The organism is Saccharospirillum mangrovi (genome assembly GCF_003367315.1).
GTDB classification, from domain to species: domain Bacteria; phylum Pseudomonadota; class Gammaproteobacteria; order Pseudomonadales; family Natronospirillaceae; genus Saccharospirillum; species Saccharospirillum mangrovi.
In genome coordinates this window covers 1376902-1403109 of record NZ_CP031415.1, presented here as the reverse complement: position 1 = coordinate 1403109, position 26208 = coordinate 1376902, and the positions used below count along the sequence as shown (strand labels likewise).

General features: G+C 59.7%; 23 protein-coding genes. 13 read left to right on the top strand and 10 right to left on the bottom strand.

The features are described 5' to 3' along the window. The first annotated feature begins 37 nt into the window (after positions 1 to 37). The 3 genes from DW349_RS06750 to DW349_RS06740 all read left to right on the top strand — a co-directional run bounded on the left by DW349_RS06750 (position 38) and on the right by DW349_RS06740 (position 3737). Complete coding sequence (locus tag DW349_RS06750; RefSeq protein ID WP_108124694.1) at positions 38 to 1885, top strand: methyl-accepting chemotaxis protein; 1848 nt, start codon at positions 38 to 40, stop codon at positions 1883 to 1885. An 89-nt stretch (positions 1886 to 1974) separates the two neighbouring features. After that, positions 1975 to 2910, top strand: coding sequence for a D-2-hydroxyacid dehydrogenase (locus tag DW349_RS06745; RefSeq protein WP_108124695.1), 936 nt, complete (start codon positions 1975 to 1977; stop codon positions 2908 to 2910). A gap of 155 nt (positions 2911 to 3065) precedes the next feature. After that, positions 3066 to 3737 carry a MaoC family dehydratase gene (locus DW349_RS06740; protein ID WP_108124696.1) on the top strand — a complete coding sequence of 224 codons (672 nt, stop codon included), beginning with the start codon at positions 3066 to 3068 and terminating at the stop codon, positions 3735 to 3737. A 6-nt stretch (positions 3738 to 3743) separates the two neighbouring features. Here DW349_RS06740 and prmC read toward each other — a convergent pair whose 3' ends face one another. From prmC to hemA, 3 genes are all read right to left on the bottom strand, one after another. Then, the gene (gene prmC / locus DW349_RS06735; RefSeq protein ID WP_108124697.1) at positions 3744 to 4574 is read right to left on the bottom strand and encodes a peptide chain release factor N(5)-glutamine methyltransferase; all 831 of its coding nucleotides are present in this window, start codon (positions 4572 to 4574) and stop codon (positions 3744 to 3746) included. Then, positions 4571 to 5653 (bottom strand): peptide chain release factor 1, encoded by a 1083-nt coding sequence (prfA, locus tag DW349_RS06730; RefSeq protein ID WP_108124698.1) that lies wholly within the window; start codon positions 5651 to 5653, stop codon positions 4571 to 4573. The genes prmC and prfA overlap by 4 nt, the downstream gene beginning before the upstream one ends. A gap of 83 nt (positions 5654 to 5736) precedes the next feature. After that, the gene (gene hemA, locus DW349_RS06725; protein ID WP_108124699.1) at positions 5737 to 6993 is read right to left on the bottom strand and encodes a glutamyl-tRNA reductase; all 1257 of its coding nucleotides are present in this window, start codon (positions 6991 to 6993) and stop codon (positions 5737 to 5739) included. Positions 6994 to 7161: 168 nt separating this feature from the next. Between hemA and DW349_RS06720 the strand changes: the two genes are divergently transcribed. Together DW349_RS06720 and lolB are read left to right on the top strand one after the other, a co-directional pair. Beyond that, entirely contained in the window at positions 7162 to 8955 is a 1794-nt protein-coding gene (locus tag DW349_RS06720; protein WP_162824620.1) for a tetratricopeptide repeat protein, read from the top strand. Then, complete coding sequence (gene lolB / locus DW349_RS06715) at positions 8952 to 9512, top strand: lipoprotein insertase outer membrane protein LolB (protein ID WP_108124701.1); 561 nt, start codon at positions 8952 to 8954, stop codon at positions 9510 to 9512. The genes DW349_RS06720 and lolB overlap by 4 nt, the downstream gene beginning before the upstream one ends. A 139-nt stretch (positions 9513 to 9651) precedes the next feature. Here lolB and DW349_RS06710 read toward each other — a convergent pair whose 3' ends face one another. Beyond that, positions 9652 to 10683: an AraC family transcriptional regulator gene (locus DW349_RS06710; RefSeq protein WP_108124702.1), complete on the bottom strand. Its 1032-nt coding sequence runs from the start codon at positions 10681 to 10683 to the stop codon at positions 9652 to 9654. 170 nt (positions 10684 to 10853) lie between these two features. On the opposite strand from DW349_RS06710, the gene DW349_RS06705 reads away from it, so the two are divergent. Genes DW349_RS06705 through DW349_RS06690 form a run of 4 tightly spaced genes read left to right on the top strand, consistent with a single transcriptional unit; the run spans position 10854 to position 14667 of the window. Then, entirely contained in the window at positions 10854 to 11708 is an 855-nt protein-coding gene (locus DW349_RS06705; protein WP_108124703.1) for an aminoglycoside phosphotransferase family protein, read from the top strand. A gap of 28 nt (positions 11709 to 11736) precedes the next feature. Beyond that, complete coding sequence (locus tag DW349_RS06700; RefSeq protein WP_198650429.1) at positions 11737 to 13377, top strand: glycerol-3-phosphate dehydrogenase/oxidase; 1641 nt, start codon at positions 11737 to 11739, stop codon at positions 13375 to 13377. After that, positions 13367 to 14020 carry a class II aldolase/adducin family protein gene (locus tag DW349_RS06695; protein WP_108124705.1) on the top strand — a complete coding sequence of 218 codons (654 nt, stop codon included), beginning with the start codon at positions 13367 to 13369 and terminating at the stop codon, positions 14018 to 14020. Before DW349_RS06700 ends, DW349_RS06695 begins: the two co-directional genes overlap by 11 nt. Further along, positions 14017 to 14667 (top strand): hypothetical protein, encoded by a 651-nt coding sequence (locus DW349_RS06690; protein WP_198650430.1) that lies wholly within the window; start codon positions 14017 to 14019, stop codon positions 14665 to 14667. The genes DW349_RS06695 and DW349_RS06690 overlap by 4 nt, the downstream gene beginning before the upstream one ends. On the opposite strand, the gene DW349_RS06685 is transcribed toward DW349_RS06690, so the two are convergent. Next, positions 14661 to 15818, bottom strand: coding sequence for a 1-acyl-sn-glycerol-3-phosphate acyltransferase (locus DW349_RS06685; RefSeq protein WP_108124706.1), 1158 nt, complete (start codon positions 15816 to 15818; stop codon positions 14661 to 14663). The two genes, DW349_RS06690 and DW349_RS06685, sit on opposite strands and share 7 nt — an antisense overlap. Before the next feature lie 57 nt (positions 15819 to 15875). Beyond that, on the bottom strand, positions 15876 to 16928 hold the full coding sequence (locus tag DW349_RS06680) for a S66 family peptidase (protein WP_108124707.1): 1053 nt from the start codon (positions 16926 to 16928) through the stop codon (positions 15876 to 15878). Positions 16929 to 17072: 144 nt separating this feature from the next. Here DW349_RS06680 and DW349_RS06675 point away from each other — a divergent pair, with 144 nt between their 5' ends. Further along, positions 17073 to 17702 (top strand): helix-turn-helix transcriptional regulator, encoded by a 630-nt coding sequence (locus DW349_RS06675; protein ID WP_108124708.1) that lies wholly within the window; start codon positions 17073 to 17075, stop codon positions 17700 to 17702. Beyond that, complete coding sequence (gene yfbR / locus DW349_RS06670; RefSeq protein ID WP_108124709.1) at positions 17699 to 18313, top strand: 5'-deoxynucleotidase; 615 nt, start codon at positions 17699 to 17701, stop codon at positions 18311 to 18313. Before DW349_RS06675 ends, yfbR begins: the two co-directional genes overlap by 4 nt. Here yfbR and DW349_RS06665 read toward each other — a convergent pair whose 3' ends face one another. From DW349_RS06665 to DW349_RS06650, 4 genes are all read right to left on the bottom strand, one after another. Continuing rightward, positions 18314 to 18973, bottom strand: coding sequence for a TetR/AcrR family transcriptional regulator (locus DW349_RS06665; protein ID WP_108124710.1), 660 nt, complete (start codon positions 18971 to 18973; stop codon positions 18314 to 18316). Between the two features lie 56 nt (positions 18974 to 19029). Next, positions 19030 to 20349 (bottom strand): guanine deaminase, encoded by a 1320-nt coding sequence (gene guaD, locus DW349_RS06660; RefSeq protein WP_157954278.1) that lies wholly within the window; start codon positions 20347 to 20349, stop codon positions 19030 to 19032. 95 nt (positions 20350 to 20444) lie between these two features. Next, the gene (locus DW349_RS06655; protein WP_157954279.1) at positions 20445 to 21137 is read right to left on the bottom strand and encodes a sensor histidine kinase; all 693 of its coding nucleotides are present in this window, start codon (positions 21135 to 21137) and stop codon (positions 20445 to 20447) included. Positions 21138 to 21148: 11 nt separating this feature from the next. After that, complete coding sequence (locus DW349_RS06650; protein WP_108124713.1) at positions 21149 to 22804, bottom strand: tetratricopeptide repeat-containing response regulator; 1656 nt, start codon at positions 22802 to 22804, stop codon at positions 21149 to 21151. A 274-nt stretch (positions 22805 to 23078) separates the two neighbouring features. Here DW349_RS06650 and DW349_RS06645 point away from each other — a divergent pair, with 274 nt between their 5' ends. Together DW349_RS06645 and DW349_RS06640 are read left to right on the top strand one after the other, a co-directional pair. After that, positions 23079 to 24494 carry a tetratricopeptide repeat protein gene (locus tag DW349_RS06645; protein WP_108124714.1) on the top strand — a complete coding sequence of 472 codons (1416 nt, stop codon included), beginning with the start codon at positions 23079 to 23081 and terminating at the stop codon, positions 24492 to 24494. Between the two features lie 10 nt (positions 24495 to 24504). Then, positions 24505 to 26205: a FecR family protein gene (locus tag DW349_RS06640; RefSeq protein ID WP_108124715.1), complete on the top strand. Its 1701-nt coding sequence runs from the start codon at positions 24505 to 24507 to the stop codon at positions 26203 to 26205. Positions 26206 to 26208 lie beyond the last annotated feature (3 nt).

Sequence of the window (26208 nt, the reverse complement as noted above, 5' to 3'; positions counted from 1 at the left end):
TTGAACGTAATACGTCGATTTCACGGAGAACGGATGCATGAAATCCCTGAGTATTCGGGCGCGGTTGATGGGCAGCGTGGCACTGACGGTGCTGGTGCTGGTCGCCATCAACGGCGCCTTTAATTATTTGCAGGCACGCAACAATTTGAGTGAAACGGTGGATGACCGCATTCACCGCTCCGGCACCGCCGCCAGCCGATTCGTTGCCAACTGGCTGGTCGCCAAACAGGCCGTACTCGATGGCGCCGCCGATGCGCTGGAAACCGGCGGCGCTATTTTGCCGGTGGTGGCGCAGGGCGCCCGCTCGGGCGACTTCCTTTATATGTATCTCGGCACCGCTGCCGGGCGCATGTTGATCCAACCCGAAACCGCCCTGCCCGACGATTACGACCCCCGCACCCGTCCCTGGTACAGCCAGGCGCAGGCACGCGGCGGCCACATTCTGACGCCGCCTTATGTCGATGCCTCCAGTGGCGATCTGGTGATGAGCTTTGCCCGCCCGGCCGCCAACGGCGTACTGGCGGCCGATGTGGCGCTGACTGAAATCGTTAACGAAGTGCTCGGCGTGCAATTGTGGGAGTCGGGCTATGCGGCGGTGATCGACGGCAACGGCACGTTCATCGTGCATCCGGACGAAACCCTGCTGGATACCCCGCTGACCGAGTTGATTGGCAACACCAGCCTCGGTGAATCGCCCAAGGCGATAACGCTCAATGGCGAAGCCTGGCTCGGCGCCAGCTACCCGATTGCCGGCACCCAATGGCGCATGGCGTTGCTGGCACCGCGCAACGAAGCCTTTGCCGAACTGTTCAACCTGGCGCGCAGCAATACTGTGGTGTCGGCCTTGACCATCATCGTGGTGACGCTGGTGTGCGGCGTGGTGATTTCGCTGTTGCTGAAACCGCTCAGCCAGGTCAACACCGCCATGTCGGACATTGCTCAGGGCGAGGCCGATCTGACCCGTCGGCTGGATGTGGTGCGCGCCGATGAAGTTGGCCGGCTGAGCCAGTCGTTCAATCACTTCATCGAATCGATTCACGATCTGGTGGCGAACAGTCTCGATTCGGCCCAGCAACTGGCGAAGATGTCGGAATCAGCGCGCGACCGCGCTCAGGCCAACAACGAAGCGATTCAGTTGCAGCAATCGGAAATCAGCCAGGTTGCAGCGGCCATTAACGAGATGTCGTCCACCGCTGCCGAAGTGGCCAGCAACGCCGCCGACACCGCCACGGCCGCCCAACAGGCCAACGAAGAAGGCAAGAAAGGCTCGGTTGGCGCCGGCGAAAACCGCCAGCGCATGGGCCGGCTGACCGAGCAGATCGACACCGCTACTGGCGTTATTGGTCAGCTCAATGCTCAGGCACAGCAAATCAACACCATTCTTTCGACCATTCAGGACATCGCCGAACAGACCAACTTACTGGCGCTGAACGCAGCCATCGAAGCGGCGCGTGCCGGCGATCAGGGCCGGGGTTTTGCTGTGGTGGCCGACGAAGTGCGGGCGCTGTCAAAACGCACCCACGACGCCACCGGCGAAATTCAGACGATGATCGAAGCGTTGCAGGACCAAACCCAGCAAGCGGTCGATCTGATGGGCACCAGCAAAGAACTGACCGCCGCCACGGCCGAAAGTGCGCAAGGCGTGACCGCCAGCCTGGACATCGTAGCCAGCTCGATCACCGACATTACCCAACGCGCTCAGACCATCGCCGAGGCATCGCGTGAGCAGAACACCGCCACTGAGGAAATCAGCCGCATTGCCACCGCCATTCAGGATGCGTCCGACCGGCTCGCCAGCAACGTGCGCCAGGCCACCAGTCAGTCGGATCAATTGCATCAGTTGAGCGACACCATTCGCCAGCATCTGTCGCGGTTCCGCACTTAAAACGCTGGACGGTTGCGGCGACCGGCTTCCGTGTCGCCCAGCCAACCGTTAAGGTAGGCGCTCCTTCGACTGCGACACGGGATGCCCACATGAAAGGCGCCTTTCTCGACCGCGGTACCTTCCCTGATGAGCTGGCGTTGCAACCGCCCGCCGCCATCACCGACTGGACCGAATACCGCCTCACCCAACCCGAACAACGCTACGAACGCCTGGCCGGTTGCACGCTGGCGGTCACCAACAAGGTGATGCTCGATGCCGACCTGTTGCGCCAGTTGCCTGAATTGAAAGCCATCGCCGTCACCGCCACCGGCACCAACAACGTCGATCTCGATTATTGCGCCGAAGCGGGCATCGCCGTGTTCAACGCCACCGGCTACGCCGAAGAATCTGTCAGTGAACACGCCTTAATGCTGATGCTGGCGTTAATGCGCAACCTCAAAGAATACCTGGCCGATGCCGACCAGCAGGGTTGGTCCGACAGTCCGTTTTTCCTCAATCGCGTCGCGCCGATTCAAAACCTCGCCGGCCGGACTTTGACTGTGATTGGTCGGGGCGTACTGGGCGAAGGTCTGGCGCAACGGGCGCAGGCGCTGGGCATGTCCATCTGCTACGCCGAGCGCCCCGGTGCCGCTCAGGTTCGGCCCGGTTTCACCGACTTCGCCAGCGCTCTGAGCCAGGCCGATGTGCTCAGCCTGCACTGCCCGCTGACGCCGGAAACCCGGCATCTGATCAACGCCCGCACGCTGGCGCAGGTCAAGCCCGGCTGCGTGCTGATCAACACCGGCCGTGGCGGCCTGATCGACGAAAGCGCGGTGCTGGATGCGTTGCGCAGCGGCCAGCTCGGGGGTGCCGGTCTGGACGTGGCGACCAACGAACCGCCGCTGCCTTCGGACACCATCTGGCGTCTGGCCGAACACCCGCGGGTGATTTTGACGCCGCACGTGGCCTGGGCCTCGAACGAAGCCATGAGCACACTGTTGCGACAGATTGAAACCAAGCTGACAACCTGGCTGGAAGACCGATAGGCCGTGGAGTTGTGACTTGTGGCCAAGAATAGCGATCACTAATGTGGCATTATTTCTGCTTTATCAGCCAATCCAGCCCCGGTGGGTGTTGTTCTGCCCGTTGTTACCGCTCGGCTCTTAACCGGACTGTTAACCAGTACAACAGGTGAAGCCGGATGAATGTCATCGATTTATTGAAAGAAAAGACCGAACGTCTAACCCGTAATCAGGCGGAATTCCGCGATCTGATTGCGCCGCAATGGCGCGGCTATTGGGCCGAATTGTGGCAAAGCGCGCGCAATCATCAGTGGGTAAACTGGATTCTCGACAGCGACCAGCGCAGCCTCGCCGACGAAGAAGCCCAGCCGGTCTGCGACAGCCCCGAAGCCGAAGCCATGCGTCAGCAATTGCTGGCACAGTTGGATACAGTGATTTATATCGGCGACTGGATGACGGTCGATCAACACCGCATCAACCAATTCGCCGAAATCACCGAAGACCGCCAATGGATTCACACCGACCCGGAACGCGCCGCTGAAGAATCGCCGTTCAAAGCGACCATTGCGCACGGCTTTTTAACGCTGTCGCTGATTCCGCGTTTGATTAATGCCGTCGATCCGAATAACCCGCCGTACAAAGGCGCCAAGATGGTGGTCAACATGGGTCTGAACCGGGTGCGGTTCCCCTACCCGTTGCGCGCTGGCAGCCGCGTGCGCGGCACTAAGAAAATTGTCGAAGTGAAGATCGTGCAGCGTGGTCTGGAAGTGACCGAAGAAATTACCGTTGAGATCGAAAACCTGCGCCGCCCGGCCTGTGTCGCCCAGACCGTGATTCGGTTGGTGTACTGATTCCGTTCAGTCCCAACGCCCCAGGCTGACCCGTTCGCGGTCAGCCAAATCGTGCAATGTCTTGATCTGGTGATAACCCGCTTCTTTGAGCAACCGACGCACCGCCGCGCCCTGCTGCCAGCCGTGTTCGAGAAACACCCAACCGCCTGACTTCAACACACGCCGGCCTTCGCCGACGATACGCCGCAAATCGGCCAGGCCCTGATCGTCTGCCACCAACGCCGAACGCGGCTCAAAACGCACATCGCCTTGCGCCAGATGCGGATCGGCAGCATCAATGTACGGCGGGTTGCTGACCAGAACGTCCAGACGGCTGTCGGCTAAGGGCGCGGCCCAATCGCCGTCCACAACGGTGACCGGCAAACCCAGTTGCTCGGCGTTGTGTTTGGCTAAGGCCACGGCATCGGCAATGCGATCAATGGCGGTGATGCGCCAGTTCGGCCGTTCGCTAGCAAGTGCCAGCGCGATGGCGCCAGTGCCGGTGCCCAAGTCGGCCAGGTCGATGGGGGCCGGGCCGAAACGGTCGAGCACCGCAGCAACCAGCGTTTCGGTGTCGGGCCTTGGCACCAAAGTCGAGGCGTTGACGGCCAGCGGCAGCGACCAGAATTCTTTCTCACCCAGAATGTGCGCCACCGGCTCGCCAGCGAGACGTCGTTCTGCCAGGGCTGCAAAGGTTGCCAACGGGCCGGGTTCGACGGTTTTGTCGGGCCAGGTGAACAGCCAGGTGCGGGTTTGACCGAGCGCGCGGGCAAGCAGCAAATCGGCGTCGAGCGCATCGAGGCCGCGCTCAATCGCCGACTGACGCACGGCTTTGACGCTGTTGGTGTGATCCGTCACGACGCCATCTCCGCCAATCGCCGCGCCTGATCTTCCTGCACCAGCGGCACGATGACCGGATCGAGATCGCCGGTCATCACTTCATCGAGCTTGTACAACGTCAGGTTGATGCGGTGGTCGGTGATGCGACCTTGCGGAAAATTGTAGGTGCGGATGCGCTCGGAACGGTCGCCGCTGCCAACCAGTGAACGCCGGGTGTCGGCCTGTTCTTTGGCCGCCGCGCTTTGCTGGGCGTCTTGCAGCCGCGCTGCCAGCAACGACATCGCCCGGGCGCGGTTTTTGTGCTGCGAACGTTCGTCCTGACATTCGACCACAATGCCGGTCGGCAAGTGCGTGATGCGGATGGCCGAGTCGGTTTTGTTGACGTGCTGACCGCCCGCGCCGGAAGCGCGGAAGGTGTCGATGCGCAACTGGCTTTTGTCGATTTCGATTTCCGCCAGTTCGTCGGCTTCGGGCATCACCGCCACGGTGCAGGCTGAGGTGTGAATGCGGCCCTGGCTTTCAGTCGCCGGCACGCGCTGCACCCGGTGTGCGCCGGATTCAAATTTGAGCCGCGAATACACCCGCTCGCCGCTGATGCGGGTAATCACTTCTTTATAGCCGCCGTGTTCACCGTCGCTGGCCGAGAGAATTTCCAAGCGCCAGCCTTCGGCTTCGGCGTAGCGTGCGTACATGCGGTACAGATCGCCGGCGAACAGCGCCGCTTCATCGCCGCCGGTGCCAGCGCGGATTTCCAGGAAGACGTTTTTGCCGTCGTTCGGATCTTTGGGCAGCAACAGCACTTCCAGTTGTTCGCTCAGGTCGGCCAGTCTGGCGTCGGCGTTGCGCACTTCTTCTTTGCCCAGTTCGCGCATCTCGGCGTCGCTGTCGTCGAGCATGGCGCGGCCAGCGTCGCGGTCGGATTCGCAGCGTTGATAGTCGGCAAAGCAGTTCACCACTTCTTCGAGTTCGGCGTATTCCTGCGAATAGCTGCGGAAACGAGACTGGTCGTTAATGACTTCCGGTTCGGCCAGCAAACGCGCCAGTTCCTGATAGCGTTCGGTCAAATCGGCCAGTTTGTGGCGGATGGAATCTTTCATAGATGTGCAGTCCAAATCAGATCGCGGTGGGCATTTAACTCAGTCAATGCCGGAGACATTCAGCGTCGGTGGCGTGAGCGCCGCTAAGAATCTTCCAGATCAAACAGCCGCGTTACCCAGTCGCGCGCTTCGGCTTCGCCCTCGCCGTGCGCCTTGCGCAGAGCGACGGTCGGGGCGTGCAGCAGTTTGTTGGTCAGGCCACGCGCCAGTTGTTCCAGCACCTGCTCCGGGTCGCCGCCTTGCGCCAGAGCGCGACGGGCTTTGTCCAGTTCGGTGCTTTTCAGGGTTTCGGTTTTGGCACGCAGTTGGCGAATCACATCCGCCGCCTGGCGTTCTTTCAGCGACTGACTGAACGCATCGGTGGAGCGGCCAATAATCTGCAACGCTTCTTTGGCGGCTTCGCGGCGGCTGCGCACATTGGCTTCGATGACCGATTTCAGATCGTCAACGGTGTACAGATAGATGTCGCCCAAATCGCCAACTTCGGCTTCGATGTCGCGCGGTACTGCGATATCGACCATGAACATAGGCCGGTGGCGGCGTTTTTTCAGCGCCCGCTCGACCATGCCCTTGCCGATGATCGGCAACTGGCTGGCGGTGGAACTGATCACAATGTCGGCCGCCGGCAATTCATCGGGAATGTCCGACAGCAAGACTGCACGCGCGCCGAAACGCTCGGCCAATTCCTGCGCGCGGGTCAAGGTGCGGTTGGCAACAACCAGATCGGTGACGCCTTTTTCCAATAAATGCCGGGCGACCAGATCGATGGTTTCGCCCGCGCCAACCAGCAAGGCGCGGCACTCGCTGAGTTTGTCGAAAATACGGGTACTGAGACTGACCGCCGCAAAGGCGACGCTGACGGCGTTTTCGCCAATGGCGGTCTGGGTGCGAACGTTTTTGGCGACGCGGAAACTGTGCTGGAACAGTTGGTTCAATTGCTGGCCGACCGAATCGTATTCCTGCGCGACGGCGAAGGCGGATTTCAGTTGGCCGAGAATCTGTGGCTCGCCCAGCACCATCGAATCGAGCCCGGCGGCGACACGGCCAAGATGTTCGATGGCCGGCCGGTCGATGTGAATGTAGAGCGCGTCGCGCAGCTGGTTGATTTCAACGTTGTGATAATCCGCCAGCCATTGCACCACCGCTTCGATGCTGCGTTCGTCGGCGGCGCAATAGATTTCACTGCGGTTGCAGGTAGACAGGATGACGGTTTCGTCGATACCCGGCAGCGCCAGGACCGCCGCCAGCGACTCCGACATGGTTTCAGGCGCAAAGCTGACCTTTTCCCGAATGTCGATCGGTGCGGTTTGGTGATTGATGCCGATGGCCACTAAAGACATCTGAGGCGGGGTCCACTCACTGTCGCTGGAAGGCGCGTAGTCTACCGATTTTCACCGTTCGAGGCGACATCCCTACCGGCAATGCACACCTTTACAAGACCCATCCACAGTGGCTTGGGCACGCATGGGACACTGCGGTTCCCATCTGGCACAATGAGCCGCGCAGTCATGCCGTTACCTACTCATCAGGACAGCCGTTATCGCATGAAGTCAGCCCACACCGAACACCGTCCGTACGCTTTCCGCTCGTTGGTCACCCTGGTTTTGCTCAGCTTGATACTCAGCGGCTGCGCCTCCGGCCTGACCGTTCCTGGCAGTACAGCGTCACCGAGCCCGCGCAGCGCGCCGCAACCGACCGAGCCAGCCGCACCCGAGATCGCCACCACTCCGCTCGACGGCCAGAGCTTCTATCAATTGTTGCTGGCCGAGATCGCGACTAATAGAGGCGATTTTGGTGCCGCCGCTGAACTGTACAGCCATCTCGACAACCGCACCGACGACGCACAAATTGCCCGCCGTGCCTCGGCCTTGATGCAACTGGTCAACGACTACGGCCGCATGCAGCCGCACGCCAGCCACTGGGTACAACTGGAACCGGAAGTGGCCGAAGCCTGGCAGGCGTTGGCGGTATCGAGTTTTGCCAACGGCGATTTTGTCACCGGCGAACAGGCGTTGAATGAATGGCTGACGCGGTTCCCGCAGGCACCGGCAGAAACCGCTTTAATCGGCACGGGTTATTTGCCGACTGATCGCAAGCTGGAACTGGCGGCTATCTATCAACGGCTGCAAAGCCAATACCCGCGTTCGGCCGCACTGCCCTACGGCGCCGCCCGTTTGCTGACCGAGGCCGGCGATTTCGACACCGCCTACACCGAAGTCACCCGGTCGCGGCAGTTGTCCGACAGCCCCGGTGCAGGCCTGCTGGCGTACCGCATTCATCTGGAACGCAACGAACTCGACGCCGCCCACGAATTGATTGCCGATCTCGCTGAGCAATATCCGGACAACAGCCAGGTCGCCAGCGCTTACGCCAGCTTCGCTTACAGCCAGGGCATGGCGGACAAATCCGAAGTATTGGAGTCGCTGTTCAACCGCTTCCCGAACGAGCCGTTGATCGTGCGCACTTTCGCACGCGAATCCTTTGAAGCCGGCGATTACGACACCGCCGAAGCGTTGTTCAAACGCTTGGTCCAAAGCGCTCATGCCGACGAGGCGCAGTATTACCTCGGCCGCATCAACGTTGAAAACGCTCGCCCGGAACTCGCTGCCGAGCATTTTCTCGCCGTGCAGCAACCGCCGTATCTGATCTCGGCGCTGGCCGAACTGACCGAACTCTGGGCGCAGGACCGACTGGACGAACTGCGCCAGCAACTGGCACAGGCACGCGTTAACTTCCCCGAGCAAAACGCCATCTTGTGGCGTCTTGAAGCCGGTGCGTTGCGCAGCCGTGGCGACGCCGAACAGGCGATATCCATTCTTGACCAGGGCCTGGACCAGAACCCGCGCGACATCAGCCTGCTGTACGACCAGGCGTTAATCGCCACCAGCCTGGAGCGCTTTGAACTGGCCGACGCCAATCTCAGCACCGTGCTGGAACTGGACCCGAACAACGCCTCAGCACTGAATGCGCTGGGTTACACCTGGGCAGACCGCAATCTGAACCTGGCGCAAGCGCAGGACTACATCGACCGCGCGCTGGCACTGGAACCGGAAGACCCGGCGATTATGGATTCCAAAGGCTGGATCGAATATCGACTGGGCAATCTATCCGTCGCCGAAGACTGGCTGCGCAAAGCGTTAGGCGCGTTCGACAACGACGAAGTGGCTGCCCATCTGGCCGAGGTGTTGTGGGTGCAAGGCGAACAGGAAGAAGCGCGCCGCTGGTTGCGCCACGCCTTTGAACTGAACGCCGACAGCCCGACTGCCACTGGTGTGGTCGATCGCTTTAAGGTGGACCTGTGAAAATCTGGCTGGCGCTGGGCGCCGTCGCGCTGTTGCTGGTGGGTTGTGCCAACAACGACACCCAACCCGATTACGCCGACTTAACCGAAACCTGGGCGTTCAGCGGCAAAATGGCGGTACGCAACGCGCGCGAAGCCAGCAGTTTCAATGTCGACTGGGTGCAATCGCAAGCCTCGTTCGAGATTGAACTTTCCGGCCCGCTGGGCCAGGGCCGGGTTGAAGTGGCCGGTCGTCCGGGCCGGGTGACGCTGCGCCAGGGCGAAGACGTCTGGCACGCACGCAGCCTGACCGAACTCGGCCAACGTCTGGCCGACATGAACCTGCCGCTCGATCACCTGCAATATTGGGTACGAGGCCGCGCTTCGCCGCGCGACATCGGCACGCTGACGCTGGACGACCAAGGCCGCATGACGCGCCTGCAACAGTCCGGCTGGACAGTGAACTTCCCGGCTTACTACGGCGACGGCCCGGACGCCCTGCCGCAACGCATCGACTTTGAACGCGACGACGCCAGCGGCCGACTGGTGATTCGCAGCTGGCTCGCCGACGCCAGCTAAGCATCCGCTCAGGCCGTCAGCCGACGGCCAATATCTACCCTTCCACACTGACGGACCACACACGATCACCGCCCCACGCACAAGCGCAAAAGCGCAAAAGCGCAAAAGCGCAAAAGCCTCTGGCAAGATAACGGTATACCTATTGATCCGAGCCAATCGACGCCGCCATCAGTTGCCGCCGCCACGGCCCCGGTGCCAGGCCCGACCAGCGTTTGCAGGCGCGGATAAAGGAACTTTGTTCGTTGTAACCGAGCAGCGTCGTTACCCGCGCCAGGCTGAGTTGATCGTCGGCCAGGTAACGTCGGGCGTGCGCCTGGCGGCGCTGGTCGAGCAATTGATCAAATACCAGCGATTGTTCGGCTAAACGCCGTTGCAGCGTGCGACGATGCAAACCCAATTGCCGGGCAATGGCGTCAATGCGGGCGCCGCCGACGGCCAGTTGCTGATCGATCAACTGTTCCACCTGTCGCCCGACATCCAACGGATGACGGCGGATGATGTGCGCCACATAACGCTCGGCCGTCGCCCGCAACGAGTCATCGGTCTGCGCCAGTGGCGTCGCCAGGGCGTCGAGCGGCAACAAAATCGCATCTTGCGGTTGGTCAAAACTGAGTGGACAACCGAAGTAATTCGCGTAAGTTGCCAACGGCAAAACCGGCGCGTGGCGCAAAATAATGTGCGCTTCCTGAACGCGTTGCGGCGCGACCATCGACCACAATTTGAACGCCATGGCGTACGACTGTTCGATGATCTGGCGGCCATCGATGTTCGCGCTCAGACGCAACCGATACTGCACACCCAACCAGCGGCCATCGTCCGACGGGCCAACATCGAAATGCGCACCGGGGGTGTGATACGCGAAATTCCGCGTCAGGCCGTCGAGCGCTTCGCCAACGCTGTGGGCGTTCAGCGCAATCAACGCCAAGGGGCCGTAGAGCGAAGCGTCCTGATAGGTCGACAATCGCAAGCCGAAATCGGCCATGCCCAGTTGTCCGGCTGTCAGGTCATAAAGCCGCGCCAGCGCATCCAGTGAAATCGGCCGTTCCGGTTCGTGCAGCGCCTCGCGCGGGATCTTCGCGCAGTCCAACAGCGGCATTGGGTCGGCGTTGACATCGCTCAGCAGCTCGGCAAAGCCCAGCAAGGCGCGGGCTTGAATCATGTCGGTTGCCAAAACCACGACTCCTTAGCCGGTTGTTCGGGTCGCGCCATTTTGTCACCAAATGACAATACCAACGCGGGGGCAGAGTGCCATGATTCGATCCGGCGTAAAACAACAACAACGGCTCGCACGGCACCCAAGCGCCAAACCACAACAGCCGTCGAGCCAGACCGGACGCAACCATGACCACCCAAAGCCTGACCATGACCGACCTGGGTCAACCCCTGGTATCGGCCCGTTCTGCCGACATCTATGCCTGGCAAGCTGGCCAGATCGTGAAACTTTTCCACGCCGAATACGACCAGAGCATGGCCGACCTCGAACGCCGCAACGCCGAAGAAGCCCACGCCAAAGGCGCCACCGCCATTGAGTGCCTGGGTATGGTTAACCTGGACGGTCGTTTTGGTCTGGTGATGAACCGCATCGACGGCACCACCCTGACCGGCAGTCTGGACCACAACCCGCTGAATTTTCTCAGCATTCCGCGCCGTATGGCGGTGCAACACGCTCGGGTGCACGCCGCCGAAACCGATCAACTGCCGGATGTGAAAAGCCAGATTCATCAACACATCGACACCGCCGCGCTGGATTTTCTCAGCGATGCCCAGCGCGCGCGTCTGCACCGTTATCTGGATCAATTGCCCGACGGCAATACCCTGCTGCACATGGATTTCCACACCGAAAATATTCTGGTGAATCCGCACCTGGAAACGGTTATCGACTGGGCGACGGCCGCACGCGGCCATGTCGGGGCCGACCTTGCCATGACGCATTTTCTGTTTCACGAAGCCGAATTGTTTCCCGGCATCAGCAAATTCAAAGAATGGCTGTACGGCCGTTTTCGGCTGAACATTTACCGCCGTTATTTCAAACATTACGCGCGGCTGCGTCAGCTCGACCCGGCCTGGATCAACCAGCAGATCGACGCCTGGATGCTGCCGATTCGCGCCAGCCGCCTGGCGCTGTGGCAGGCACCGACGGAAATTGAACCGCTGCAACAACAAATCCGTGCCGGCATCGAGGCATTGCCGGCGTAACTCAACAGGGTCTGAATGGATGGCACCGATGTTTCGACCTGAACCGGCCTGGCTCAGTGCACAAGATTGGGATTTGATCGTCATCGGCGGCGGCATCACCGGCGCCGCCGTCTTGCGTGAGGCGTCGCGTCTGGGTTTGCGTTGCCTGCTGTTGGAACAGCGCGACTTCGCCTGGGGCGCGTCCAGCCGTTCCGGCAAATGGGTGCACGGCGGCTTGCGTTACATCAAGCAAGGCCAACTGCTGACCACCTGGCACGCAGTGCGCGAGCGCGACAAGCTGTGCGCCCAACTGCCCGGCCTGATCGACATCGAAGGCATGCACTGGCCGCTGTATCGACGCGATTGGAAAGGTTCGCTGATCATCCGCGCCGGCCTTTGGCTGTACGATCGAATGGCCGGTAAACGGCGCCGCCATCCGGTGTCGCTGACGCGGCTGCATGAAATGTTTCCCGGACTCGAGGTACCGAACCTCGATGGCGCACTGTGTTTTTACGAAGGCCAGACCGACGACGCCCGGCTGACGTTGCGGTTGATTCAGGCCGCCGAAAGCAGCGGCGCCATTGCACTAAATTACGCCGAAGTGACCGGGCTGTACCAGCCGGAGTCGGCCGGCAAAACACCGGTGCGCGGCGTTTATGTTGATCTGGGAGATGCCCAACCAACGCGGATACCGGCGCGCCAGGTCATCGCCGCGACCGGCGCCTGGGCCGATCGGCTACGCGTGCAATCCAGCCAGGCCAACGCGCCACGCATTCGGCCATTGCGCGGCAGCCATCTGGTGTTCGACGCGGCCCGTCTGCCGGTGCGCGGTACGTTGATCACCGAACACCCGCACGACCGCCGCCCGGGTTTTATCACGCCGTTTCAAGGCCGCGTCATCGTCGGCAACACCGACCTGGACCACCGGCAGGACTTGCAACAGGACGCGGCCATTACCGACGCCGAAGTCGATTATCTGCTGGCGTCGGTGAACCACTATTTCCCGTCGCTCAACTTACAGCGCAACGACATCCTGGCGACCTTCTCCGGCGTGCGCCCGGTGGTCGACAGCGGCGCAGATGACCCGTCCAAAGAAGCGCGCGACCACGCCGTTTGGGAAGAACACGAACTGATCACCATTGGCGGCGGCAAACTGACCACCTTCCAGCACATCGCGCGCGATGCCCTGCGCCGGGTACGCGACAAGTTTCCCGAACTCAAACGCCTGCACCGCGCGGGGCCGCCGTTGTCGATGCCGAGCCATTGGCCGGATAAACCCAGCGCACTCAACGACGCTCAATTCAAACGACTGGCCGGGCGCTACGGCGAGCGGCTGGGTGAATTTCTGGCGTCGGCCGATGCGAAAACGTTGAACATCATTCCAGGCACCGACACGCTTTGGGCCGAATTGCCCTGGTGCGCCCGGCACGAAGCGGTGGTGAAACTCGACGACTTACTGCTGCGGCGCACCCGAATTGGCTTGCTGCTGGCGCACGGTGGCGCCGGTTTGCAGCAGCCCATTCGCAAGCTGGTGCAACCGGCGTTGGGGTGGGACGACACAAAATGGCAAGAAGAATGGCATCGGTATAGCGAACTTTGGCATCGGTACTATGGTGTACCTGACGGCACTGAGGATGTGCCGGGCAGTACCAAGGACAAAGTCAGCAAGGAGAACCGGGATGCTGTTTGAAACCGAACGCCAAACGGTCGTTGAGCTGTGCCAGCAGCTGTCGCAACGCGGATTTTTTGCCGCCACCGGGGGCAACCTGATGTTGCGTCTGGACGCGCGCCAGGTGGCCGTTACCCCATCAGCGACCGACTACGCCAGCCTGAGCGCCGCCGATGTCTGCGTGCTCAACTTGAGTGATCTTTCGGTGGTTGAAGCGCAGCGCTCGCCATCGGTCGAATCCAGTCTGCACGCTCGCGTGCTGCGTCGCCGAGCGGATTTGCAGTGCAGCATTCACACCCACCAACCCCTGGCCAGCGCCTGCGCATTACTCGGTGCACCGCTGGACGTGCCAGCCGAACAACAGCCGCTGCTGGGCAAACGTGTGCCGGTGGTCGGTTACGCGCCTTCCGGAACGACCTTGCTGGCGCGGCGTCTGGAGCGGGCAGTCGATGCTCACAGCCACGCCTGGCTGATGCGCAATCACGGTGTGCTGTGCGCAGCGGCCGACAGCGATACCGCCCTGGCGGCTATTGAAGCGTTGGAACGATTGGCCGCTGCGCATCTGAATCGGTTGATCGGTCAGCGACTGGAACGAATGCCGCCCGCCAAACGTGATGCCCTGGCGGTGTTGCAGAACGATCTGCAACAGGAGGCGGCGTTATGAACATCAGCCCTCAGGCCGCCTTGCAGAACGCCCTCAAACAACAGTTACAGCAGGAATGGCGCACCAGCCTGCACCGCTTGCGTGCCAGGCAATTGCTGCAAACGCCCAGCGCCTGGCTGGCGCTGCGGGTACCGGGTGTCGATGGTTTCTGGTTTGGCAGCAGCGACGCCGACCAGCCGCAGTGGATGCCCATCGCCGGCAACGGTAACGCCACCCTGGCCGCACACCTGTTGCGCAGCCGCCCTGATGTTGGTGCCATCGCCACCGGCTGCGGTCGCTACGGTCAGCACCTGTTTGATGTGCACGGCCGGATGCCAGGCGTGTTCGACGAACAGGTGCGTCATCTGGGAAAAATGCGCGCCAGCGCTCGCAACGATGTGGCGGCATTGGAGCTGGGCGGGAACGTTCATTGGCTCGCCGGTCAGCCGTTGCTGCTGGGCATGAGCGCGAATCGCCTGGTGTTGAACGCAGAATTGTTCGAGAAATGCGCCAAGGCCTATGTGCTGGCAGCGGCCACCGGCCAGCGCGTAAAACCCCTGCCCTGGCTGGTGCGCGTTATCGCCAACCGACGCCTGATCAACGACGAAAAAGCCGCCGCCGCGCGTTTCGTCAACGGCGAGTTACCGGAAGACAGCCGACCTTACTGAGTCGGCTCGGACGCCTCGGCCACCGCCGACACCAACGGTGTTTCGCCGCGTTTCATGCGCACCGCGTTGGCGTATTGACGCAGCAGATAAGGCTTGAGCGCATCGCGCGCGCTGCCAACGCGTTTAGCTAACAACTCCACTTCCGCATTGGCCGGCGCAGGCGTTTCGCCGTTCAGCGTTGCATACGCCCAGTCGTTGGTTTCAAAGACGCGATACAGCTGATGAACCTGTTCATCGATGGCTTTGGCGACCGCCTCGTCCGACTCGAAATCACCATCCAGCACATCGCCAAAGGTCAGTTGCACCCGGCCTTTCCAGCCGGTCATGCCGCGCGCGATGGATTGAATGTCTTCATGCGCGCGTTTGCGATAACCGCCCTTTTGTTCCTGAGCGTGCAGCTCGCGCGCCTTTGCCAAATCCAGCGGGTCAAGCTCGTAGCTGATGCACACCGGCACGATGTTCAGTTCACGCACGTAACTGGCGAAATCGCGGTCGGCCGGTTTGCTCAGACTGAACATATTGATCACCGCTGAATTGGTGCGGTCGTAACCGTCTTTGGCGCGGCCTTCGCGCTGGGCAATCCAGACGTTGGCGTTATCGACAGTGATGCAATGATGGATGTAGCGCGACAGCGTTTGCGCCGCCTGCCACTTGGCTTTCACGCCCTTAACCGAGCGCCGCACGATGAAACTTTTGTTCAGCCGCATCAGATGCGAGGCAAAGGGTTTGCTCAGCAGGTTGTCGCCGATGGCGATGCGCACGGTCTGGAAACCGGCGTGGTACAAGGCCCAGTTGACCATGGCCGGATCCATCACGATGTCACGATGGTTGGAGACAAACAGATAGGCTTTGTTGGGGTCGAGTTTATCGAGGCCGCGCACCTGCAAATCCGACACCGACTTATCGAGAATGCGTTTGACGAAACCGCGCAGGCGCGGCTGAAAATCATCCACCCGGCGCACACCGCGGAACTGCCATTTCAGCGCCAGTTTCACCAGCGGGCGAATCAGCCAGGGCGCTTTGCGATTCACGCCCGGCGCCAGCCAGGAGCCAATGGCGCTGTGCAATTCGACGTCATTCACCGTGGCTTTGAGAATGGCCGGTACTTCGTCGTCGTGGTAAGGGCGAATGTCGTCAAATTCGGTGGTCATAAAGGCCGGTTCGCAGTCAATTGAATCGGCCTACTCTACCTTATGTCCTTTGCAAAATCAGTCACTTGGCCGCGTTGCCAGTTCGCACAGGCGTAACGTTTGGGCGTTGCAATCGATCTCGATCTCCGCGCCCATCGGCAACACCCACATCGGATCGGTATGGCCGAAGTCGAGGTGCGTGACCAACGGCAGATCAAGCCCGGCTTCGTCGCGCACACCGCGCAGCAGCGCCGCGTCGTAATCGGCAAATTGCTCCGGCCGACACCCGCCGGGGCGGCCCAGCAAAATCGCTTTTAAGCGCCGCAACACGCCCATCGCATCCAGCGCGCGGATAAAGCGCAGCAACTGACCCGGCGGCGGTGCTTCTTCCGACGTTTCCATAAACAGCACTGCGTCCTGCCAGTGCTCAAGCGTCGGCCACAACGGCGTGCCGGGTAATTCGTTCAGCGAATCCATGCAGCCACCGAGCAGATGACCGTGCACCCGGCCATCGCCTTGCAACCAATGCCATTGCGTGGGTTGCTCACGCGGCCGGGTCGGGCTGCCTTCCACTGGAATCGCCCAGTCCACAACGTCGGTTGACCAGGCGCCGGTGTTGGCTGGCAATGTCCAGTTGGGCTCTGGCTCGAACAAGGTCGCGCGCACGCTATCGACCATCAACGGCAACAGGCCGCCGCGTTCGCCAAAGCCAGCCATGATCGACGGTCCGTAATAAGAACGCAGCCCGGCTTTCAGACAGACCAGATGGCTGACGGTGGTGTCGGAATAACCGAGAAAAATTTTGGGGTTTTGGCGCACCACGTCGAGATCGAGATGCGGCAATAACCGAATCGAATCGTCACCGCCGATGGTGGAAACAATGCCGTGAATGTTGGCGTCGGCAAACGCCTGCATTAAATCGTCCGCCCGGGCCGCTGGGTTTTGCGCCAGCCAATCGGCGTCGCGCAACGCATTCGGCATAGCCACCAGTTCAACACCGAATTCAGCCTCCAATTGGCGCTTGCCCAATTCGTACTGGTGCGGAAACACTCCCGGCCCACCCCAGGACAAACTGACCGCAGCCAGGCGGTCACCAGCGCGCAATGCGCGGGGAATTTGCAACGGCAACATTAATCTCTCCTATCAATGCGATGCATTTATCTCAACATTTATCCGGTGCCAGAGCCAGCTCGGCGCTTGCCAGTCAAGGAGTCAGCCCCCAGACTTAAGCGGCTGGCCCGTTGGGCCGAGGTTGTGAACGAGATCTGCCATTCCATGAGTGCCCGCGACGACATTCTCCAATTGCTCAAGCAAAGCGACGCCTTGACCGCCGCCGATGTTGGCGACGCCACCGGCTTGACCAGCATGGGCGCGCGCGGCCATCTGGAGCGACTGGAACGCGATGGTCTGGTGCAGTGGCAGGAAACGCCTCACGGTCGCGGTCGGCCACGGCGTTTGTGGCGCTTAACGCGCGACGGCCACGACCGCTTTGGTGATCGTCACGACCGCTTAACGGTCGAACTGATCGGCCAGGTGCGGCAATTGTTTGGCGACGACGGCCTGAATCGTCTGATCGGCGAACGCGAACAACAACAGCGCACGCGTTACCAAAATGCCTTGCGTCAGGTGCCCGATTCGCCACAAGCCAAACTCGACGCACTCGCCGCCGAACGCTCGCGCGAAGGCTACATGGCCGAAGTTATCGCCACCGATGGCGGCTGGGAATTGATTGAACACCACTGCCCGATCTGCGCCGCCGCCGAAACCTGCCAGAATTTTTGCCGCTCCGAATTGACGGTGTTTCGCGACAGCCTGGGACCGGATTACGAAGTGGAACGCGCCGAGCATTTACTCAGCGATGGCCAACGTTGCCGCTACGCCATCAAGCGCCGGGAGGACGAATGACCACCTACCGATTCTTCGCCTATCTCGGCCGGCTGCGCTGGATAAAACGCTGGGGGCTCAAGCGCAACGTCATTGAAGAAAACGTCATGGAGCATTCCTGGCAGGTCGCCACCATCGCTCATGCGTTAGCGGTGATTCGCAACGAACAGTTCGGTGGCGGCTGTTCGCCAGAACGCGTTGCCACCGCCGCGCTGTATCACGACGTCAGCGAAATCATCACCGGCGATTTGCCGTCGCCAATCAAGTACCACTCCAGCACCATCACCGCCGCTTACAAAGCCATCGAAGACGAAGCCGAACAGGAAATGCTGGCGCAATTACCGGCCTGGATGCAAAACGCCTACGCGCCGTTTTTGCGACATCAGGACATGGACGAGGAAGTAGCGGACTTAGTGAAGGCGGCCGATTTAATCAGCGCTTATTTGAAATGCCAGAGCGAACTGAACGCCAATAATCAGGAATTTTCCCGGGCGGCAGTGGAGATTGAACGCAAGATTCGCCAGCTGGCACACCCGGAAGTGGATTATTTTATGACCCACTTCGTTGAGTCCTACCAACTGACGCTCGACGAATTACTGATTCAGCACGACAAAAACACCAACCCGCGCTGATCAGCCCAAGCCGATGCCTTTGAGCACCACTTGGGTAACCGTAGCGATGGCGGTGTCGTAATCGGCATCCGACAACTCTTCGGCATCCAACGCCCACTGCACCTGAGTGGCAAAGTCGGCGTAATGCTGAGTGGCACCCCAGATCAGAAACATCAGATGCAGTGGATCGACCGCGTCCATTTTGCCAGCGTCGATCCAGGCCTGAATCACTTTCGCACGACCACGCGCCCAGATGTGCAGTTCATCCGCCAGGTATTTTTTCAGATGCGGCGCGCCCTGAATCACTTCGATGGCAAAGATTTTCGACGCCAAAGGATGGCTGCGCGAATAACGGATTTTGGCGCGAATATAAGCGCCGATGGCCTCGGCCGGATCGTCATCCACAGTGGCGTCGTTAAACGCCTGGTTCCACATACCGAGGATGTCCGACAACACCGCACCGTATAAACCGGCCTTATTCTGGAAGTAATACAGGATGTTGGATTTGGGCAGACCGGCGCGTTCGGCAATAGCGTTCAACGACGCCCCTTTAAAGCCGTGCTGAGCAAATTCCGTTTCGGCCGCGCTGAGAATAACGGCTTCGTTTTGTTGACGAATACGACCCGCTTTTTCCTTGGTCTGGAATTCTTCCTTCAGCCGTTTCTGGGCTTGATCGACCATTGAGTTTCCTACACTGCGGTTGAATGGAACGCTAACTCACTGATTCAGCGCTGTTTTTAGCTTATGGGTGTTGTCTGACCATTGCAATAACGGCGCTGACCAGCAACCCAGGTTGCCTGCGTTAAACGTTCATCACCGAGAATCACCAGCGCGAATAAACGCTCATCCAACGCCTCGATGCCGTCCAGCCGCGCCGCCAGATTCTGACTCGCCACCGGGTTCAACACCACCAGATCCGCCTGCTTGTCGACATCCAGAGTGCCAATCTCAGCACCCAGATGCAGCGCCTCGGCGTTGCCTTGGGTGATGCGGTGCAACAGCCAGTTGGCCGAGAGTTTTTTGCCTTTCAATTGCGCGACTTTATAAGCCTCGGCCGCCGACACCAGTTGCGACAGCGAGGTGCCACCGCCGACATCGGTCGCCAGACTCAAGGCCACGCCCTCGTCTTCGGCGCGTTGGAAGTCGAACAAACCGCTGCCCAAAAACGTATTGGAGGTCGGGCACACGGCCAGTCGCGCGCCGGTGTTCGCCAGCGACTGCCACTCGCGATCCGTCAGGTGCAAACCGTGCGCCAGAACAGCGTGATCGTTCAGCAAACCGTAGCGTTCATAGACATCGACGTAATCGCGCGCGTTTGGAAACAGCGATTTCACCCAAGCCACTTCGGCCGGGTTTTCCGACACATGGGTCTGGCTGTACAGGCCCTCGGCGAGCGACATCAACGCACCAGCGCCTTCCAGTTGTGCCTCGGTCGAGGTGGGCGCAAAACGCGGCGTAACTGCGTAACGCAAACGGTCGGTGCCGTGCCAGCGTTGAATCAGCCGGGCGCTGGCGTCGTAACCGCTTTGGGCGGTGTCGCTGAGAAAATCGGGGCAGTTGCGATCCATCAACACCTTGCCGGCGATCATCGCCATGCCACGCGTTTGCGCGGCTTCGAACAAGGCATCCGTGGCGTCTTCGTGCACGGTGCCGAACACCAACGCAGTGGTGGTGCCGTGCGCCAGCAATGAATCGAGAAAGGCACCGCTGGCGCTGCGTGCGACCGCCGGGTCTTCAAAGCGACGCTCGGCCGGAAAGGTGTAGCGCTCCAGCCAATCGAGCAATTGTTCCCCCCAACTGGCGATCACCGGCATCTGGGCAGCGTGCACGTGGCTATCGATAAAACCCGGCAACAGCCAGGCGTTGCCATAATCGTAAACGGCGTCAAATTGGTCGCGCGGCCAGGGCAAATCGGCGCGGTCGCCGTGCCAGAGAATACGGCCTTGTTGAATCACTAAGGCGCCTTGGGGCTGATGGCGACAGTCAGACGGGGTGGGAAAATCCAGTGTTTGAGCCAGCAGCAACACGGCGCCGGTCAAAGGGGCGGTCTGGTTCATGACGGCCTGGGGGTAGTTGATACGGCGCAAGGATAGCAAAGTTGACCTCTTGGTCAACTCTGCAAATCGAAGGGCAACAGGGATCGAAGCCGAAATCAGGGCAGCCAGAGTTCGAAGCTGGCGCCGCCTTTGGGATCGTTGGTCAATTGAATGGTGCCCTGGCGATCACCGTTGCGGTGCAGGCCGGCAATCTGATGGCAGAAGAACAAGCCCAGGCCGGTGCTGCCGGTCTGGAAATTCACGCTACCCTGCTCTTCTTCGGTGCCCATAAAATTGAGCAATTTTTCCGGGTAACCATCGCCGTTGTCGACAACCCGAATCGACAAACCGCCGTCGCGTTCGCTGACAAACACATCCACCCGGTCGCGGGTATAGCGAATGCAGTTGGTCAGGATATTCGCCAGCACGCTTTCGATCAGCGCCGGGTCCATGTACCAGACGCAGTCCGGGTCATCCATCTGGATGTTCAATTCAATGCCCAGAGCCGTCAGGCTTTCGGTGTAACGCGAGCTGGCGTCCTGCACCACCTCTTCCACCGGCACGTCGTCGAAACTCGGATGGAAGGTGTTCTGGTGCATGCGATACAAACCCAGCATGTGCACCAGATCGTTGTTGATGCGGCCGGTTTCCAGCCGGATGCGATTCAGATAGGCCGCACCTTCCGGGCTCACCTGCGCCACTTCCTGCATGACGTCGCGAATCTGATCGTCGATCAGGCTGAGGGCGTTTTTCACATCATGGACGGTCGAGGCCATGATGGTGTTCATATCGAGTTCGAGCTTGCTCATCGTTTGCCTCGTCATTGCGCGACAACAGCGCCGTCGGTCAAATCATTGAGTTTGGTGCGAATGGTCAGATAGCGTTCGTACTGATAGTGGTCACGCGGCAAATAACTGATCCGTTTGACCAACTCCACGCACTGATCCAGGCGCTGTTTCGACGGCGTACCCGTACCCACTTCCAACAGGCTCGACTGCACCAGGTTGAGAATAATGCCGGGGTGGCGTGGCGAATGTTCCAGCGCTTCTTCGAACTGGCCCACCGCTTCGGAGTAGCGTTTTTTCTTGTAGTGCTCGATGCCCTGAATGTTCAGGTGGTGCGCCTTTTCGCGCATCTCGGCGGTGGTCTTTGGCTCGGTCTGAACCTGATTCAGGCGATCGAGGAAAGCCTTGGACGAACGGTGATAATCGCGCAGTTTGTCGATCAATTCGTCGGCCAGTTCGTTCTCGCCCTTTTCATAAATGATCTCGGCGATATCCACGGCGCTGTCCTGCGACAACTCTTCCATCTTGCGCGACGCCTTTTGCGCCAGCTCTTTAATAAAGCCGTCGGCGCGGGCACGAACGTCCTGCGGATCGTTCAAAAAGGCCCGGTATGCACGCGACACCAAATCGCCATCGGCATCGTCCGGGAAGTTCTTCATCAACTTCTTTAAGTAGGTCATCGCATCGAGCCGCAACCGACGCCGCTGGGCTTCGTTGGTTTCCAGCGCCATGCGGGTCCGGGTGGCGCGCAGGGCGTCTTTGTAGACGTCGGGCGAGTCATGCATGGTGCCTTCGGACAGATTGACCACTTCTTTATAAGCGCGGGTAGCCGTCGCCAGGTCGCCATTACCGGTGGCGACTTTCGCCAGGCTGCGCTGACGCGGAATGTTCAGCGGGGAGCGCTCCAACGCCTGCTCCAGCGTGTGCTGCACATGCTCAGGTTGCTTGAGCATGTTCTGCACCTGCGCCAGCAGGTCGTAAGCATCGATCAGGTTGGGTTCTTTGCTGATCAGCGTGCGCAAGCCTTTTTCGGCTTTTGGCAATTCCTTGCGCGCCACCTGAATGCGGTGCACTTCCAGCCGTGCCCAGGGGTATTCGCGTTCTTTCAACACCATGCCGAGGAACTTGGTGGCATCGTCCAGACGGTCGGTTTTCAGCAACGCCTGGTGGTATTTACGCTGCGCCCAGGGCCGGTAGCGGCTCTTGTTCTTGATCAGGTCGCGGCACATCTTAGCCACTTCTTCCCAGTTGCCACGGTCGAGAGCGGCATTGACTGGCCGCAACTCTTCCTGGCGGTCCATCCAACGCACCAGTCGCTGCTTGAGCGTGTCCAGAGCAAAGGGTTTGGCAAGGTAGTCATCCGGCTGGAATTCGAGCGTGCCCATAACGCGGTCGCGCGAGGTTTCTGCGGTGATCATCACAAAGAAGGTTTCGTGCGACAGCCAACCGCGCTTGCGCCACTCTTCGAGCAGCTGCGAGCCGTTTTTGCCCTTTTCCAGGTTGTAGTCGCACATGACGATATCGAGCTTTTGTTCCCGCACAATGCGGGTTGCTTCGTTGCCATGTGCCGCTTCAAAGACGTTGCGCAGCCCGATGGAGGTAATCATGCTCTTAATCGACTTACGCACGTTGGCAAAATCGTCGACCAGTAAAACGTGCTTATTCAGCGAATCTGATAAGTCCAAACCCATTAGGGCTCCTTTGTTACTGCTCCAGTGACCCAGGGGTTCTCAACGAAATGGGTTCACTGTTAAACTGATCACAAAGTGGTCAATTTCTTTTTCAAAAAATGGACTGACCGCATGTTGGTCGCAGTTTTTCGGACTACTTTGCGAACTGATAGACAAACTGCGTCTAAGCATAGCAACCAACGCACAACTTAAGTAGTTCCCTGCCCGATTATTGCAGTTATCGGCACGCCAAACTGCGTTCTGGGGCGAGAGCACTGACCACGGACGATGTAACATGGCCCTCTCTTCCTTTTTTGGCCGACGCCCTGCCCTTGCCTGGAGCGTCACCCTGGTTGTTTCCCTGCCGCTTTCGGCCATGGCCGAATCTCAATCCACACCCAATTCAAATGGTCCAGTTGTCGCACTGGACCAGGATGTTAACGGCCCCGTGCTCGAAGAGTTTATCAGCATGATTCGTGCCGGTGATTGGGAGCCAGCGCGCATCATGGCACCGGAGCTGCTGGATCGCTTCGAAGGCACGCCCCGTTTCGACTTCTTCTACGCCCAGTTGCTGCTGCACGACGGCGAAACCCGCGAAGCCATTTTTGCGCTCGAACGGGTGCTGATCATGCAACCGGAACAGCACCGCGCCCGGCTCGATCTGGCGCGGGCCTATTACGCCAACAACAACCTGGTGCGGGCACGAACCGAATTTGAACGCGTTCTGGAGACCAATCCGCCGCCGCAGGTGCGCACCAACATCGAGGCGTTTCTGGATCGCATCACCGCCATCGAACGCGCCCGTGACCGTCAGTTCAATCTGTTCGCTGGCGTTGAAGGCGGCTACGACACCAACATCAATGGCGGCGGCAATCTGGATGGGCAGCTCGATCCGAACCTGCTCGGCCTGACCGACTTGAGTGACGAGTCGCTGGCCATCGAAAGCGCCTACACCCAGTACCGTTTTGGCGCCCGTCTGGTGCAACCGACCAGCTTAAAAACCGGCCACGTTTTCGGCTTCCTCGGCCAGGCCACGCAGTACCTGGAAGACGATTCTTTCAACCAAACCCGAATCACCGGCCAATACCGCCTGCAACGCGCTTTGCCGCGTAAATCGCGTGCGCAGATATCGACCAACCTGAGCCAAAGCCTGCTCGGCGGCGAAGCCTATCAGTTCTCGGCGGCCTTAAGCGGCCAGGCCACGACGCCGTTATTCGCGTCGTTGGAAGGCGGACTGGCGGCCCAGCTCAATATGGGTTTTGCCCAGAGCGACGACGCTTCCGACAGCAGCACCGACGCCATTGGCGTTCTGTTTACTGCGGCTGAAAACAATCGCCGCCATCGCTTCGACAGCCAATTCGTGCGTTTCCGTCGGGGCGGCAACAACGACGGCCATCTGGAATGGAACGGCATCAGCAACCGCTACAGCCTGGGCTGGCAGTTATCTGGCAAATGGACCACCGACGTAGCCTTCCGTCACGACCTGCGCACCTACCAGGACGACGACCTGCTGTTTTTGCAAAACAACAGCAACAACCAAACTAAGGTGCGCAAAGACCAACTCATCACCGCCGACATAGGGCTGAGCTGGCAACCGGCATCCTGGTTACAAACCCGCACTGGCAGTCGGTTTGAATGGCTGGATTCGAACATCAATGCCTATGAGCGGGACCGGTTGGTGATCAATCAATCAGTCACGCTGACGTTCTAGGAGTCGTGTCATGAAAGGATTATTACGCCCACACCTTTTATTGCTGCTGTTGGTGCTGCTGACACCGGCACCGTTGTGGGCGGCCGCCGGCAAAGTAGTCATCGCCACCGGTGACGTCTTTGCGGTAAACGCCCAGGAACAACGCCGGCTGCTGCAACGTCGTTCCGACGTGTTTGAAGGCGACACCCTGATCACCGGCGCCGACGGCACACTGCAACTGCGCTTCGAAGACAACGCCATTCTGGCGTTACGCGCCAATTCACAACTGCGTATTAGCGAATACCACGGCGCCGACGGTGCCCAGGGCGAGCGCGTGTTGATGGATTTACTGGCCGGCGGCTTCCGTACCATCAGCGGCAGTTTCGGCAAAACGGATCGCGATGCGTATCAAGTCCGCACGCCCACCGCCAGCATCGGTATTCGCGGCACGCACTACGAAGCGGTGTTTGATTCCAACACCCTGAGTGTGGGCGTATACGAAGGCGGCATTTCGGTCACCAACGAGTTGGGCACCATTAACCTTGGTTTAGACAGCGACTTCCTCTACGCCCAGGTTCAATCGGGCGCCCTACCGCAAGGTTTACTGAACCCGCCAGCCAACTTGAACGTACCGAACACGCCACAAGCTGACGCGCCACCAGCAGACGATGGCGAAGAATCCGACGAAGCCAGCGACGATGAATCCGATGGCAGCGAAGAAGCGCCGCTGCCCGACATAAACGACCCGTCGGACAACCCGCCGCCAAGCAATAACCCGGACAACACCAACCTGCCGATACCTGACGCGGACGACATCAGCGACGACGATTTTAATTTCAGCGCCATCGAAGACGACCTGGATGAAAAAATCGATCAGCAGGATCCCAACAGCGTGGTGGCGTTAACGACCAGTGAGATTAATGCGCTGAAAAGTGACGTCGCCGTAACTGGAATTCTGGTGTTTGCGCCGGGGCAATCGCCATCGGGCCAAGGCCCGATCATTGCCTACAGCGCTCAGGTTGGTGGGCAAAACATCAGCAACCTTTATGTCGCTTATGAAACCCAAAACGGCACTGAATTAGACGGCAGTTTTTATCTGCCCAATCTGGTGTTGCGGCCGGATGGACTTGCCGGAACGTCCGGTGCCGATGAAATCGGCAGTGGGTTAGCCGAATCAGTGAATTGGGAACATTGGGACGAATCCGTTGATATCGAGGTTGGCAGCACGTCGGATTTCGATTCCGGTAGCGGTAGCGCATCGCAATTCTTTTTTATCCAGGCCGAACCCACACAGGCCAAACTCTCTGGCACGATGAATTTTTCAATGTGTGATGGCTGCTTTGCTGTCGATGGTATGGGTGGAATTTCAGAAGCGGCTGGCGGATTAAAGGTCGATTTCCAGAACCTTGATGCAGATGGATTTCTACAGTTCCAATCCGATTCAGGAGTCTGGGAAATGGGCTTTGAAGGCGACATCAATGGAACGGTGCTAAACGCGTCGCTCGTCGATTCTGTATCGATCAATTGGGGCGGCGGCAACACCGATACTTTCAGCAGTCAAATTGGTGGTTCAGATTCCCTGTCTGGAAATGTCAGTGGAATTTTTACCGGCACCAGTGGTGCCATAGATTTTGTAGGCGGATTCAGCGCTGAAAATGGCGACGGATCGTCCGCAGCCTATGGCATTTTCACCATGGATCAAACGAATGGAATTCCTTCGGAGATAGAATAATTC

What these genes read in the sequence shown, in the direction of transcription:
- DW349_RS06665 (WP_108124710.1), bottom strand. Translation starts at nt 18,973, where the DNA reads ATGGTCGATCAAGCCCAGAAACGGCTGAAGGAAGAATTCCAGACCAAG.
- DW349_RS06645 (WP_108124714.1), top strand. Translation starts at nt 23,079, where the DNA reads ATGGCCCTCTCTTCCTTTTTTGGCCGACGCCCTGCCCTTGCCTGGAGC.
- DW349_RS06700 (WP_198650429.1), top strand. Translation starts at nt 11,737, where the DNA reads ATGTTTCGACCTGAACCGGCCTGGCTCAGTGCACAAGATTGGGATTTG.
- DW349_RS06745 (WP_108124695.1), top strand. Translation starts at nt 1,975, where the DNA reads ATGAAAGGCGCCTTTCTCGACCGCGGTACCTTCCCTGATGAGCTGGCG.
- yfbR (WP_108124709.1), top strand. Translation starts at nt 17,699, where the DNA reads ATGACCACCTACCGATTCTTCGCCTATCTCGGCCGGCTGCGCTGGATA.
- DW349_RS06720 (WP_162824620.1), top strand. Translation starts at nt 7,162, where the DNA reads ATGCCGTTACCTACTCATCAGGACAGCCGTTATCGCATGAAGTCAGCC.
- DW349_RS06680 (WP_108124707.1), bottom strand. Translation starts at nt 16,928, where the DNA reads ATGTTGCCGTTGCAAATTCCCCGCGCATTGCGCGCTGGTGACCGCCTG.
- DW349_RS06655 (WP_157954279.1), bottom strand. Translation starts at nt 21,137, where the DNA reads ATGAGCAAGCTCGAACTCGATATGAACACCATCATGGCCTCGACCGTC.
- hemA (WP_108124699.1), bottom strand. Translation starts at nt 6,993, where the DNA reads ATGTCTTTAGTGGCCATCGGCATCAATCACCAAACCGCACCGATCGAC.
- DW349_RS06690 (WP_198650430.1), top strand. Translation starts at nt 14,017, where the DNA reads ATGAACATCAGCCCTCAGGCCGCCTTGCAGAACGCCCTCAAACAACAG.
- guaD (WP_157954278.1), bottom strand. Translation starts at nt 20,349, where the DNA reads ATGAACCAGACCGCCCCTTTGACCGGCGCCGTGTTGCTGCTGGCTCAA.
- DW349_RS06640 (WP_108124715.1), top strand. Translation starts at nt 24,505, where the DNA reads ATGAAAGGATTATTACGCCCACACCTTTTATTGCTGCTGTTGGTGCTG.
- DW349_RS06740 (WP_108124696.1), top strand. Translation starts at nt 3,066, where the DNA reads ATGAATGTCATCGATTTATTGAAAGAAAAGACCGAACGTCTAACCCGT.
- prfA (WP_108124698.1), bottom strand. Translation starts at nt 5,653, where the DNA reads ATGAAAGATTCCATCCGCCACAAACTGGCCGATTTGACCGAACGCTAT.
- DW349_RS06705 (WP_108124703.1), top strand. Translation starts at nt 10,854, where the DNA reads ATGACCACCCAAAGCCTGACCATGACCGACCTGGGTCAACCCCTGGTA.
- DW349_RS06695 (WP_108124705.1), top strand. Translation starts at nt 13,367, where the DNA reads ATGCTGTTTGAAACCGAACGCCAAACGGTCGTTGAGCTGTGCCAGCAG.
- DW349_RS06675 (WP_108124708.1), top strand. Translation starts at nt 17,073, where the DNA reads ATGAGTGCCCGCGACGACATTCTCCAATTGCTCAAGCAAAGCGACGCC.
- DW349_RS06750 (WP_108124694.1), top strand. Translation starts at nt 38, where the DNA reads ATGAAATCCCTGAGTATTCGGGCGCGGTTGATGGGCAGCGTGGCACTG.
- DW349_RS06650 (WP_108124713.1), bottom strand. Translation starts at nt 22,804, where the DNA reads ATGGGTTTGGACTTATCAGATTCGCTGAATAAGCACGTTTTACTGGTC.
- DW349_RS06685 (WP_108124706.1), bottom strand. Translation starts at nt 15,818, where the DNA reads ATGACCACCGAATTTGACGACATTCGCCCTTACCACGACGACGAAGTA.